11 protein-coding genes are annotated in these 12,897 nt (G+C 67.8%); 5 read left to right on the top strand and 6 right to left on the bottom strand.

The window, feature by feature from the left end; translation table 11 throughout:
- On the top strand, positions 1-570 hold the full coding sequence (locus F0U60_RS45120) for a histidine phosphatase family protein (RefSeq protein ID WP_395809668.1): 570 nt from the start codon (positions 1-3) through the stop codon (positions 568-570).
- Positions 571-649: 79 nt separating this feature from the next.
- Here F0U60_RS45120 and F0U60_RS45115 read toward each other — a convergent pair whose 3' ends face one another.
- Together F0U60_RS45115 and F0U60_RS45110 are read right to left on the bottom strand one after the other, a co-directional pair.
- A complete protein-coding gene (locus tag F0U60_RS45115) occupies positions 650-3,556 on the bottom strand; it encodes a kelch repeat-containing protein (protein WP_395809666.1) in 2,907 nt (968 codons plus the stop codon).
- Between the two features lie 73 nt (positions 3,557-3,629).
- Positions 3,630-4,337, bottom strand: coding sequence for a glutathione S-transferase family protein (locus F0U60_RS45110; protein WP_395809663.1), 708 nt, complete (start codon positions 4,335-4,337; stop codon positions 3,630-3,632).
- A 75-nt stretch (positions 4,338-4,412) separates the two neighbouring features.
- Between F0U60_RS45110 and F0U60_RS45105 the strand changes: the two genes are divergently transcribed.
- Positions 4,413-5,678, top strand: a complete 1,266-nt coding sequence (locus F0U60_RS45105; RefSeq protein ID WP_395825730.1) for an adenylate/guanylate cyclase domain-containing protein — start codon at positions 4,413-4,415, stop codon at positions 5,676-5,678.
- A 29-nt stretch (positions 5,679-5,707) separates the two neighbouring features.
- On the opposite strand, the gene F0U60_RS45100 is transcribed toward F0U60_RS45105, so the two are convergent.
- From F0U60_RS45100 to F0U60_RS45090, 3 genes are all read right to left on the bottom strand, one after another.
- Entirely contained in the window at positions 5,708-6,412 is a 705-nt protein-coding gene (locus F0U60_RS45100) for a lipase family alpha/beta hydrolase (protein ID WP_395809661.1), read from the bottom strand.
- Positions 6,413-6,503: 91 nt separating this feature from the next.
- A complete protein-coding gene (locus tag F0U60_RS45095) occupies positions 6,504-7,250 on the bottom strand; it encodes a hypothetical protein (protein ID WP_395809659.1) in 747 nt (248 codons plus the stop codon).
- Between the two features lie 143 nt (positions 7,251-7,393).
- The gene (locus F0U60_RS45090) at positions 7,394-8,386 is read right to left on the bottom strand and encodes a nitrilase family protein (RefSeq protein WP_395809657.1); all 993 of its coding nucleotides are present in this window, start codon (positions 8,384-8,386) and stop codon (positions 7,394-7,396) included.
- Positions 8,387-8,510: 124 nt separating this feature from the next.
- Between F0U60_RS45090 and F0U60_RS45085 the strand changes: the two genes are divergently transcribed.
- From F0U60_RS45085 to F0U60_RS45075, 3 genes are all read left to right on the top strand, one after another.
- The gene (locus tag F0U60_RS45085; RefSeq protein ID WP_395809655.1) at positions 8,511-9,419 is read left to right on the top strand and encodes a LysR family transcriptional regulator; all 909 of its coding nucleotides are present in this window, start codon (positions 8,511-8,513) and stop codon (positions 9,417-9,419) included.
- A 130-nt stretch (positions 9,420-9,549) separates the two neighbouring features.
- Positions 9,550-10,803 (top strand): FAD-dependent oxidoreductase, encoded by a 1,254-nt coding sequence (locus tag F0U60_RS45080; RefSeq protein WP_395809653.1) that lies wholly within the window; start codon positions 9,550-9,552, stop codon positions 10,801-10,803.
- A 135-nt stretch (positions 10,804-10,938) separates the two neighbouring features.
- The gene (locus F0U60_RS45075; RefSeq protein ID WP_395809651.1) at positions 10,939-11,709 is read left to right on the top strand and encodes a 3-hydroxybutyrate dehydrogenase; all 771 of its coding nucleotides are present in this window, start codon (positions 10,939-10,941) and stop codon (positions 11,707-11,709) included.
- A gap of 3 nt (positions 11,710-11,712) precedes the next feature.
- On the opposite strand, the gene F0U60_RS45070 is transcribed toward F0U60_RS45075, so the two are convergent.
- Positions 11,713-12,804 carry an MFS transporter gene (locus F0U60_RS45070; protein ID WP_395809649.1) on the bottom strand — a complete coding sequence of 364 codons (1,092 nt, stop codon included), beginning with the start codon at positions 12,802-12,804 and terminating at the stop codon, positions 11,713-11,715.
- Positions 12,805-12,897: the final 93 nt, after the last annotated feature.

Here is a 12,897-nt window from a genome sequence, read left to right as displayed (position 1 = left end):
ATGTCCGAACTCAACCCCATCCCCTTCTGGTTCCTCCGTCACGGTGAAACGGACTGGAACGCTCGCATGCTCTCCCAAGGCCAGGTGGACATCCCGCTGAACGCCGTAGGCCTCCTCCAGGCGAAGCGGGCCGCGGAGGCGCTGGTAGGGAAGGGCATCCGCTCCATCCATGCCAGCACCCTTGGCCGTGCGCGGGTGACGGCGGAGATCGTGGCGGCGCGGTTGAACCTGCCGGTGAACCTGGATCCCGAGCTGCAGGAGTGTGCCTTCGGCGTGAAGGAAGGGCAGGTGATGTCCGGCTGGTTCGATGACTGGATCGCCGGCGTCTCGACGCCCGAGGGGGCCGAGACCTTTGTCCATCTGCGCGAGCGCGCCGTGACGGCCATCAACCGCGCGACGGCCCATCCTGGTCCGGTGCTGATCGTGGCGCATGGTGCCCTGTGGCGTGCCGTGCGCCAGGCGGCGGGGCTGGAGGTGAATATCCGCACCCCCAACGCCCTGCCGCTCTGGGTGGAGCCGCCCTCGGGCGGTCGGGGCTGGCGCCTCACCGCGGCGGAGTTGAGCGCTTAGTGGAGTGTCCAGCAGGCGCCCTCTCCCTCTGGGAGAGGGCGGGGGGTGAGGGTCTTGAGCCAGTTGCGGCCAAGCGATGTCAGGGATTGTAGAGCATCGCCGGGGCCATCGCGGAGCCGATGCCGTTCATCAGCAGCACCTGTCCGGAGGGGAGCAGGGTCGCGCTATGGCCCATGACGCCGTTGCGAAGCCTGCCGGCATCCTCCGCGTACGTCCACGTGCCCGTCTCCGGGTCGTACAGCGCCACGCTCTCAGCAAGGGAACGTGCGCCCCCGATCATCAGCACCTTTCCCGAGGGGAGCAGCGTCACTGAGTCCCCGACGCGGTTGTTGGACTCGGAGAATTCGAACACTGTCGTCCACGTGTCCGTCTCCGGATCGTACAGGTCTAGCGTCTTCGAGCCTTTGACCATGACCTTGCCCGAGGGCAGCAGTGTCGCTGTGTGGCCGGAGAGATATTCTTTCAGCGGCGCGGCGGGGGTCCACGTGTTCGTCGCCGGATCGTACAGCTCCGTCGAGGACCAGCCGCCTCCGATCACCAGGACCTTGCCCGAGGGCAGCAGTGTCGCTGTGTGCTTGTAACGGGACGCGTTCATCTTGCCCGTCGGAGTCCACGTGTCCGTCGCCGGGTCGTACAGCTCCGCCGTGTCCGTTTCACCTCCTGCCACCAGGACCTTGCCCGAGTGCAACAACGTCGCCGTGAGCCCGCCCTTGCGCGAGGTGGCCAGGGGGGCCGCAAATCGCCACGTCCTCGTCTCCGGCTCGTACAGTCGTGGCCCGGGCTGGGAGAAGTCGAGAGTCCCCCCCGCGACCAGGACCTTGCCCGAGGGCAACAGCGTGGCCGTATGGTCTCCGCGCGCGTCCATTTCGCCCGCGTAGCTAAAGGACCTCGTCGCCGGATCGTACAGCCGCGTGGTGTAGATGCCGCCGGTCAGTAGCACCTTGCCCGAGGGCAGCAGCGTCGCCACGCGGGCGTAACGGGTGCCGATGTCGGGGGTGGTGGTCGCGCTCCAGGTCCCCGTCGCCGGGTCGTACATCTCCGCATAGAAGAGGCCGCTGCTGCCCCCGAGGACCAGCACCGTACCCGAGGGCAGCAGCGTCATCGTGCCTCCTCCATACCGCCCCGTTATCAGCCGGCCCGCGGACGTCCAGGTTCCCGTCTCCGGGTCGTACAGCTCCGCGTTCCAGGTGCCGATGGTCCCGCCGTCCCCTCCGACCACCAGCACCTGGCCCGATTCCAGCACCGTGGCCATCATGCGCGAGCGCCGATAACCCATGGAGCCTGTTGCGCTCCAGGTTCCCGTCGTGGGGTCATAGAGCTGCGCCGTTTCCAGGCTCAGCATCATGCCTTCGACCTCTCCACCCATCACCAACACCTTGCCCGAGGGAAGGAGCGCCGCCGAGTGCCAGAACCGGGCGACGTCCAGGGGCGAGGTGGAGGTCCACGCTCCCGTCTGAGGGTCGTACAGCTCCACGGCGGTCGTCATGCCCCCTGCTACCAATACCTGTCCGGAGGGCAGGAGCGTCGCCGTATGGCCGCTGTGCGGTTCGGCCAGGAAGCCCGCCGGGCTCCACGTGCCCGTCGCCGGGTCATACAGCTCCGCCGTGAGGAGGCTCTCGTTCAGCGAACCACGACCCCCCACCACCAGCACCTTGCCCGAGGGCAGCAGCGTCGCTGTGTGGGCGGCGCGGAACTCGGCCATGGAGCCCGTCGGGGTCGACGTCCTCGTCTCCGGGTCATACAGCTCCGCCGACGCGGTCTCACCCCCCGCGACCAGCACCTTGCCCGAGGGCAGCAGCGTGGCGGTGTGGTACTTGCGCTTCTCCACAAGCTGACCTCCCAGGAGGGACAGCTTCGTCGCCGGGTCGTACACCTCCGTCAGCCGGACATCGTTGTCGGGAATGAACTCCCCGCCGATCACCAGCACCCTGCCCGAGGGCAGCAGCGTTGCCGTGTGGTGCTGACGGGTCCAGCTCAACCCGCCCACGGCGCTCCATGAGTTGGAGGGGAGGCAGCCCGGCGCACCTCGGATCGTGAAGGCCCTGGACGTGGACAGCCCCCAGGTGTTGCTCACGGTGGCCGTGAGGGTCACGGGCTTCTCACCGGACACGCACTCGGGCACCGTCCAGACAACCTCGCTCGTCGTTGCGGTGTTCGTAGGGGTGCCTGGTGTCCCCTGGCTCGCTTCCCACGTGAAGCTGAGCGCGCTGTCCTGCGGATCCCTTGCCTCCACCCGCAGCGTCACGGTGCCGCTCTGCGGCACGAAAGAAGAGGACTGGGAGGAACTCACCACCTCGGGCGCGTACTTCTCCGTCTCCACGCAGAGGCTCTGCGTGCCGTGGGCCAGCCCGCCGTGCTCATCACTCACCGCGACGCTCAGGTGGCAGTCACAGCTTCCGCCTGGTGGAAGGGCCTCGGGTGTGAAACGAGCGGTTGCCGAGGTGGCGTCCCCCCACGTCCCCGAGCAGCCCGACGCGCTCCACTGGTACGCCAGCGCGTCTCCGTCCTCGTCGGAGGCGGTCACCGCCAGGGTGGAGGTCTCGCCCACCTTCACGGTCGAGGGCGTGGCGGTGACGCTCGCTACCCGAGGCGCTGTATTCAGCCTGCGCAGGGAGAGGATGACCTCCACTGTCTGTCCGGAGAGGATGGTCACGCCCGAGACCTGGCCCTCGTACGTCTTCGAGCCGTCCGAGCCGAAGCCCTCCGCGGAGAAGGTGCGCCCCTCGCCCGCGGGAATCCCCGAGAGGGTTCCGCTCCACTCGCCCTCCACCTGCGTCAACTCCAGGGTGCGAGGCGCGTTCAGGTCCGGTGCCGTGAGCGCGACCGTCACCCGCCTTACGTCGCTCGCGGGGCTGGCCTGTTCGAGACGGCCCACTACCCGGGCTGCACCGACCTGCTCGGTGGGTTGATCTGGCCGGCAACCCGAGACAATCACCATCCACGCAGCGACCAACCAGGGCAGCAGCCTGGTCCCCCTCTGATACATGAGCGACTCCTTCGTGATGACGCACGCCAGGTGCGTGCGGCGGCGCACTGTATCCGAAGCGGGACGCGCACGTTTACGGCTGTCCTTTCGCGAAGAAGCGCTGCTGGAAGCGCTCGCAGTGGCGCACCAGGTTCTGCTGCTCCCGCGTGTACTTCCGGAGCGGTGAGTCCACCGGAAACGCGAGGATGCTCACAATGAATGCGTAGAGCGCCGCGTCGAACGAGGTGGGGTTGTCTCCCAGGAGGAACGGCTTGTCGCGGAGCACCGCCGCCACCGCGGAGACGTCCGCCTTGCCCATCTCCAGGCGCTCCTCTGGCCGGTGGCGGCCCAGGCCCTGGGTGTGCAGCGCCTTGGTCAGCCCCCGGCGAATCAGGGGCACGACGAGCTTGCCGACGACAGGCGGGAAGAGGGCCTCGAAGATGGGCTTGTAGACCTGCCACCCCTCCTGCGAGACCCAGCGCTCGTGAACGATGTGCCAGTAGAGGCTGTCCTCCAGCACGCGCCGCACCAGGTGGCCCTTGGCGATGTCCTCAGCACTGAGCTTCGCGTCGAGCGGGTCTCCGTGCTTGCGCTTGAGGTGCTCGATGATGAGTTGGGAGTCACCCAGGAACGCGCCATCCTCCTCGATGAAGGGGATTTTCCCTTTGGGAGCCTTCCCGTAGTCGGCTGCCTTGGCCGTGTAGGGGATGCTGGCCATCCGGAGGTAGCTCTCCAGCTTCAAGCAGAAGGGGCTGATGTTGCCGATGCCGAACGCAGCGGGGCCCTGATGGAGGGTGAGCATGGGGGAATCCTCCATTCCCAGGAGCAGCCCGTCTAGGGCGTCCTCTTCTCCCAGGGTAGGCTCTCTCTTGTGAAAATGACGTCCCGCGCTCACTGGGAAGGCTCCGCTCCCCCTACGGACTCCGGAGCCGACACCACGGCCCAGGAGATTGAGCAGACGCTCGCTCAGAGCCGCGTCTCCGCCGAGCAGCGCATCGCGCTCTATCGCGTCTGGGTTGTGAGCGCCGTTGGACTGCTCTCGCTCTGGCCGTTCCTCTCTGGAGGCTCGGCCTTCTCATTCATCGTCTCCAGCGTCTACGTCGTGTACTCGCTGGGGGTGCTGGCCTGGACGCGCCGCCGCATGCCACGCCGGTTGGGCGAGGTCACCCTCCTGGTCGACCTGGTCTCCATGGCCATCTTCTACATGGTGCTCGGGCGCTTCGATGTGTCCGGCGAGTCACCGCGCTGGACCCTGAACATCCTGCCCTCGCTGATGATGGCCACCCTGCTCAGCAACTTCCTGCGGTACTCGGGCCGGTTCGCCATCGCCAGCAGCGGGGTCGCTGCGGTGCTGTTCCTGACGGTGATGATCGCGCAACGCAACTTCCACCCGGGGCAGCTCTCCACCGTGGCCATCCTCCTGCTCTCCGGCTTCATCGCCGCCAGCAGCGGCGCACGCGCCCGGCAGAACCTGGACACCTTCGCCCGGTTGCGCCTCTTGCGTCGGTACCTGCCCAAGGTCGCGGTGGAGCGCGTGCTGGAGGATCCACGCGCGGGCATGGCCCTGGGCGGGCGCTCCGTCACGGTGACGCTGCTGGCCACGGACCTGCGCGGCTTTACCTCGATGAGCGAGAAGCTCTCGCCCGAGGAGGTGGTACGCCAGCTCAATGCCTATCACGCCACCCTGCTCGAGCAGGTGGAGCGGCACGGGGGCACGCTCGACAAGTTCATCGGAGATGGCGCGCTGGTGGTGTTTGGCTTTGGCGCCCAGGACACTCCCGATGCGGACCACGGTGCCGCGGCGGCGCTGGCCTGCGCACGCGACATGCTGGAGGGGCTCGAGCGCCTCAACGGGGAGCGCGCCCAAGCGGGCCTGCCGCCCCTGCGAATGGGAATGGGCGTGCACACCGGCCCGGTGGTGGCGGGCAACATCGGCGTGCCCGGTGTGCGGCTGGAGTTCACGGTGATTGGTGACGCGGTCAACACCGCCGCGCGACTGGAGGGACTCACCAAGGAGGCGGGGGTGCCCGTGCTCATTTCAGCGGAGACCGTTGCTCGGCTTCTGGGGCCGGTGCTGCGCGAGCTGCCCGCGATGCGAGTGCGCGGCAAGGACGAGGCGGTGCGGGTCTTCACGCTGCCCTGACGCAACACCTGCCCGTGGGGAGGTTCCTGTCACCGCGGATGCGGCGCGACCGGCAAGGGGAGGAAGTCCTCCGGACGCTCCACCGTGAGGGCCTCTTCCACCGAGCGGAGGACACGCTTATCGCGCAGCATCAGCGGGTGGAGGATGACGGGGATGGTGCGCTCCCTGGCGTTGACCAGCTGGGAGGAGTGGGCAGGGAGGATCATCAGATCGAGCGGCGTCCAGAGGGTGAAGACCTGGACGTCCCCGAAGGGGGCCTCATCGGCGGCGAGTCCCCGTAGCAGCTCGCTCCCGGGCCGCATGTCACGTGCCCCGGGATTGAAGCGCAGCCACCCCGTCAGCGTTCCCGCGTGGGGGCCGGAGATGGACACGAAGCGGCGCACGTGGCTCCGGCCCTCCAGCCGTTGCAGGTAGTAGCGGCTGACGAGCGCCCCCATGCTGAATGCCACCACGTCGATTCGCGCACTGCCCGTCCGCGCGCGCAGGCTTCCAGCCGCTTCGGCCACCTGATCCGCCAGAACGGAAATGGGCGCCGCCCCGTTGTTGGGCTTCAACTCGACGATCCGCACGTCCCGGAACCCGGCCCGCGCCAACCCGTCCGCGAGCGGCGCCAGGGAGCGAGCATCATCATCGATGCCATGCACCAGCAGCACGGGCAACTGCCCGGAGGCAGCGTCCGGAGCGGTGGCGGTGGAGGAGACGGTGTCGGAGATACGCGCGGAGGCTGAGGTCATGGCCATGGCTCCGCGCGAGCATGTCGCCAGCGCCAGCAGACGCGCAACCCGTCCCACCATGTCGCGCCGCAGCCTCGCTCGTACGACCCGGCTACCCCGCGAAGGGCAGCTCGACCTCGTCCACGAGGGTCTGAATGCGCGCCCACCCCAGCAGGCCGGTGCTTGTCTTCAGCAGGTACCACTCCACCGGGCCGTCCTTGTCGGGCGTGGCGGCCGCCACGACGAGCACCTTCGAGCCCGGAGCGACGTTGGCCACCGGGGTGGTGTCCGTGCGTGTGCGCTGCAGCGGGAAGCTCTTGCTGCGCACAGTGCCCTCGATGCCGACGTACAACAGCTCTTGGCGCACGTGCGTGAGCTTCTGGGCACGCGCGTCGAGCACGTACTTCTCGCGTCGATTCCAGAAGCCCTCCCAGGTGTCCTCGAGCACGATGCCGTTGCCCTTCACCTCGGTGGCCTCCTGCAGCGTGCCCAGCTCGGACAGACGCTTGCCGTCGAACCGCAGGAGGACGACCCGGTGTTGCTCGTCCACGTCCCCAATGGTGTGCACGAGCAACTCCTTGCGCGGCTCGGAGGCGTCCACGTCCACCACGGTGAAGCCTTGCGCCTCGTTGGTCAGGACTCGGCCCTTGTAGACCGTGCTGCCCACGCGCACGCTGAAGTGGCCCTCGGTGCCGGGCTCGAGCGTCACCTGCTCCTTCTTGCCGTCACCGTCCAGGTCCACGCTGTCCTGGAGCTTGGGTTCGAGCGCCCAGGTCTGGGCAGCGGCGAGCAGGGCGACAGTGAAGGCACACATCTTCTGGCGTCGGGCGATTGACATGGCGTGCGAACGTACGGTCATCCGCGCGGTCTCCGCCAGTGTTCGCCGTCGTCGCTTGGTGCCGTGATGAGGTTACGGGTGTACGAGGCTGTTGGGCCACTCCCTCTGCTCAGGGGTAGCTGGCTTGGCGAGAACAGCACGGGAACCCACAGAGGAGACATCTTTCAGCTCAAGGGATTGCGACGGGGTGCCTCCGTTGGCGCGGGAGAGAAGCGTGCCTGCCGGGGATCCACCTCGTCTCCCCTGTGCTCTGCGAGCAGTCCGTACAGCTCGGGACGGCGCCCGCGGATCCAGCGGCGCCCGGTGCACAGCGGTAGCAGGCCGAGGTCGAGGTCCGCTACGACCATGTCGTCACCCGCTCGCCAGGTCTCCGCCAGGATGCGGCCATAGGGATCGAGGATCATCGCGTTGCCCGTCCGGACCTCATCGTCGTCCTGGCCGACGCCATTGCTGAACAGGAGGAACATGCCGTTGTCATGGGCTCGCGCTGGGAGCCAGCGCATCAGCCACTCCCGCCCCTTCGGGCCGCGGAATTCAGCCTCGATGGCGCCGGGGTCTTCTGTTCTTCGTTGCCAGAGCACGGGCTCAATCCGTCCCATGGCATGCGGACTGCGCGAGTTCGTCCCGCCGGTCTGATGGGGTGCCATGAGCACGTCCGCACCGAGGAGTGCTGTTGCGCGGGCGTTCTCCACGAGGTTGTTGTCCCAGCAGATCAGGACCCCGACCCGGATTCCCAGCGGCGTTTCGAAGACGGTGTAGCGATCGCCACTCGCGATGTGCTCGCTCTCGAAGGCATGGAGCTTGCGGTGGGTATGAACCGTCCCATCCGGCAGGCAGACGGCATAGGCGTTGTAGAAGCGGCCGTCGGCGCCCTCCTCGATCAGACCGGCGCCCAGCACGAGGTCATGTTCGCGCGCCAGTGCGCGGAGGCTGTTGACCGAAGGGCCAGATGGAATGGGCTCGGCCAGTGCCGCGATGCCTGCCCGGTCGAGGTTGCGAACATGCCAGTAGCCTGTCACGCACATCTCCGGGAAGGCGAGCAGCTTGACCCCGTGGGAGGAGGCCAGGCCGGCGAAGTACCGGATGCGCTCGAGGTTGTAGGTCTTGTCGCTCGGCCTATGCTGGAACTGCACCGAAGCGACCCGTATGCTCGTCATGGCTCGAACTCCCGTCTGTCTGTATGCGCTCGTAGACACTGCCGCCGGCTCGGTGGCCGGTCTCGGCGATTGGAGGGAGCATCCGAAACGAGGCCCGTCTCGGTAAACTGTCGACCTTTGCCCCATGCCTGCCGAAAAACGCACACCCTCGTTGGATTGGGACGACCTCCGCCACTTCGCGGCCCTGGCTCGGCACGGCAGTCTTGCCGCCGCGAGCCGGGCCCTGGGTGCTGCCCGCTCGACCATCGCGAGGCGTGTCGAGGGACTGGAGCGCCAGCTCGGCAGGCCGCTGCTCATTCGCAAGCCAGACGGCTTCGAGCTCACCGTCGATGGCGCGACCGTGTTGGCGCAAGCGACCGCGATGGAGGAGGCCGCGCTGGTGGTGCAGCGTCGTCTCGATGGCGATGGCAGCCCGAAGGGGCCGGTGCGGCTCACGACGTCCCGGTCTCTGGCCCATGGTTTTCTGGTGGACCGGCTGGGTCCGCTCCATGACCGCCACCCAGGGCTCGACGTCGAGCTCATTGCCGAGACGCGGGTTCTCAGCTTGTCCCGTTCGGAGGCAGATATCGCGATCCGGCTCGGGCGGCCCGCCGACAGTGACCTGCTGTCCCGGCGGGCCGCCACGGTGGGTTATGCCTTCTTCGCTCCCGCCCGAAAGCGCGAGGCCCTTCTTTCCCGCGCTCAGCCGCCCCTCGTGGGGTATGGCGCAGACGAGCCGTCTGCCGAGGCGGCCTGGATGGCATCCCGCTTTTCCAGCCACAGATTCGTGTTCCGAAGCAACAGCCTCCAGGCGCAAGCGGCGGCTGCGCAGGCAGGATATGGCATCGTGCTGCTGCCCTGTTTCCTGGCCGCGGGCTATCCAGGCCTCGTGCGGATCCCGTTCGGCCCGCTTCCGCCCGAGCGCGAGGTCTGGATATTGATGCGCCGCGATGCGGCCCGGGCGCCCCGGGTGAAGGCGGTGGCAGACCATCTGTTCGAACTCTTCCGCGACGAGCGCACGCTGCTGTCTGGGGCGCAGGTTCAAGAGGAGTAGCCTCGAAGAGCCGCGGGCTTCGATTTGAATCCTTTGACACCTTCTCGGCAGAAGTGAATCGCCGGGACTCCCTTGTGAGGGGGCCTTCCGTCTATAGAATCCGTTTGCAACGACACTTCGTCACCAACGGATGGCAGGGGGGCCCATGAGCCGCGAGACACTCACGACCCGTTGTTGTGTGGCTGGTGGAGGACCGGCCGGAATGATGCTGGGCCTGCTGCTCGCCCGTGCTGGAGTCGACGTGGTGGTCCTGGAGAAACACGCCGACTTCCTGCGAGACTTCCGGGGCGACACCATCCACCCCTCCACCCTGGAGCTCATGCACGAGCTCGGGTGGTTGGAGGAGTTCCTCGAGTTGCCCCACCAGAAGGCGCCGTACCTGCGCTTCCAGAGTGGCAGCTACGACGTCGTGATGGGTGACTTCACCCACCTGCCCACGCACGCCCGGTTCATCGCCTTCATGCCGCAGTGGGACTTCCTGAACTTCCTGGCGCGCAAGGGCTCCGCCTACCCGGGCTTCCACCTGCGCATGCGCGCGAAGGTCACGGAGCTGATTCGTGAGGGGAACCGGGTGGTGGGCGTGCTCGCCGACACACCCGAGGGGACACTGGAGGTGCGCTCGGAGCTGCTCGTGGCCGCGGATGGACGGGGCTCGACCGTGCGGGAGAAGGCCGGGCTCGCGGTCCAGGACTTCGGAGCGCCGATGGACGTGCTGTGGTTCCGCATCCCTCGTGAGCTGGGCGACCCGGTGGACCCCATGGGCCGTTTCGAGAACGGGCAGATCTTCATCATGATCAACCGGACGGACGCGTGGCAGTGCGGCCGGGTCATCCCCAAGGGCTCGTATGAGCAGGTGCGGGCCCGTGGCCTGGACGCCTTCCGTGAGGACCTCGTCCGGGTAGCTCCCTTCACCGCCGATCGTGTCTCCGCCATCCGCGATTGGGAGGACGTGAAGCTGCTCACCGTCCGGGTGGATCGTCTGTCCACGTGGTACCAGCCAGGGCTGCTCTGCATCGGCGATGCCGCGCACGCCATGTCGCCCGTGGGCGGTGTGGGTATCAACCTCGCCATCCAGGATGCCGTCGCCGCGGCCAATCTGCTCGCGGGGCCTCTGCGCGAGGGCCGCGTGGACACGGACCTCCTGCGCCAGGTGCAACGACGCCGCGAGCTGCCCACCCGGCTCATCCAGCGCATGCAGGTGCTCATCCAGGACAACGTGCTCGGCCGGGCCCTGCGCGCCGATGGGTTGGGGACGAATGGGCGCCTTCCCTGGCCAGTGAGGCTCGCCAGCCAGTTCCCAGTGCTGCGCCGGATTCCCGCGCGGCTCATCGGTCTGGGCATCCGGCCCGAGCACGTTCGCTCGCCAGAGTCCGCGCGGATGTGACCGGCCTTCGCTCGCCAGCATGCCGCGTTTCGCGGCAACTCATCTCCTTGCGGACATGAACCTACCATCATGTAAACATGAATCCGGTATCATCTCGAAGTAGCTTGAGCGGATGATTCTCGGAGAGGCATGACGATGGGAGAGCTGACAGGACGGTGCGCGCTCGTCACGGGCGCGGCGAGTGGCATCGGTCGGGCGGTGGCCGAGGACCTGGGCGCGCGTGGGGCCCGCGTGCTGGTGTCGGACCTGGACGAGGCTGGTGCACGCGAGGTGGCCGGGAAGATTCCGGGCGCCATCGCACAGCGGGCGGACGTGTCCTCGCGCGAGGACTGCCGGGCGCTGGTGGACAGGGCCAAGAAGGAGTGGGAGCGGCTCGACATCCTGGTGAACAACGCCGGGCTCCAACACGTGGCTCCGGTAGAGGAGTTCCCGGAGGAGCGCTGGGAGCAGATGATCCGCATCATGCTGGTGGGGCCCTTCCTGCTGACGAAGTACGCCTTGCCGTTGATGTACGAGCGGAAGTGGGGACGCATCATCAACGTCTCCTCGCTGCACGGACTGGTGGCCTCGCCGTTCAAGTCCGCCTACGTCTCCGCCAAGCACGGGCTGATGGGACTGACGAAGACGGTGGCGCTCGAGGCGGCGGACAAGGGCGTGACGGTGAACGCCCTCTGCCCCAGCTACGTGCGCACGCCGCTGGTGGAGAAGCAGATCGCCGACCAGGCCCGGGTGCATGGCCTCACCGAGACCGAGGTCGTCGAGCGCATCATGCTGGCCCCAGCGGCGGTGAAGCGCCTGCTGGAGCCGAGCGAGGTGGCGGCGTACGTGGCCTTCCTGTGCTCGGAGGCCGCGGGCGGCATCACCGGGTCCGCCCAGGTCATGGACTGCGGCTGGACGGCCCGCTAAGCCTCAGGCTACCTCGCGCTTCTCGCCGGTCCCCGCGGCTCCCCCCGTGGGGGCCGTGGAGGAGGACTCGGTGAGGTGCTCCCGGAACGTCTCGGCGGAGAGGTAGACGGAGACGAGGGTGATGAGCGCGAGGACCACCATGTAGAGGGACACGGGCCAGGACTTTCCTCCGGACTCCGTCAGCAGCGCGGTGGCGATGAGGGGGGAGAGCCCACCGGCGAAGACGGAGGCGAGCTGGTAGCCCAATGAGGCGCCGCTGTAGCGCACGCGCGTGCCGAAGAGCTCCGAGAAGAAGCTGGCCTGGGGCCCGTACATGGCGGCGTGGGCGATGATGCCCAGCGTGATGGCCAGCCAGATGAGGCCCGTCGACTGGGTGTCGAGGAGCCAGAAGAAGGGGAAGGCCAGCACCGCGCAGCCCACGGCTCCTCCGAGGTAGACGGGGCGGCGGCCGAGGACGTCCGAGAGGGCTCCGAAGGCGGGGATGACCAACAGGTGCACGGCGGTCGCCCCCAGCACCGCGGTGAGCATGGTGGAGCGCTCCAGCTTGAGCTGCCCGGTGCCGTAGGTGAGCACGAAGGTGGTGACGATGTAGAAGAAGCCGTTCTCCGCGAAGCGCGCTCCCATGGCGAGGAGGATCTGCCGGGGGTAGGTGCGCAGGGCCTCGAGCGCGGGAAGCTTCGCGCCGGAGCTGGCGGAGGCCTGGGTGGCGGCAGCCTGGGCCTGGTGCGCGCGGAAGGCGGGGGACTCGGCGACGCTGTGGCGGATGAAGACGCCGATGCCGATGAGCACCGCGCTGAAGAGGAAGGGCACGCGCCAGCCCCAGGAGACGAACTGCTCCTCGGGCAGGCGGGAGAAGATGGAGAACACGGCGTTGGCCACGAGCAGGCCCGCGGGCGCTCCCATCTGCGGCCAGCTCCCGTAGAAGCCTCGGCGGTGCGCGGGGGCGTGCTCCACGGCCATCAGCACCGCGCCTCCCCACTCCCCGCCCAGGCCGAAGCCCTGGAGGATGCGCAGCACCACCAGCAGGATGGGCGCCCATACGCCGATGCGCTCGTAGGTGGGCAGCAACCCGATGGCGAACGTGGCCACGCACATTGTCCACCACGTAACTCACCATGCCTCTCATCACTGATGATTGACCATGCGCGAGCCGCGATACTGGACAGTCGCCAAAAATACTAACAGCGT

The sequence above is a fragment of the Archangium minus genome (assembly GCF_044360475.1).
Classification (GTDB): Bacteria; Myxococcota; Myxococcia; order Myxococcales; family Myxococcaceae; genus Archangium; species Archangium minus.
The sequence above is the reverse complement of the archived record's forward strand: the minus strand, read 5'-3'. Positions and strand labels throughout refer to the sequence as shown.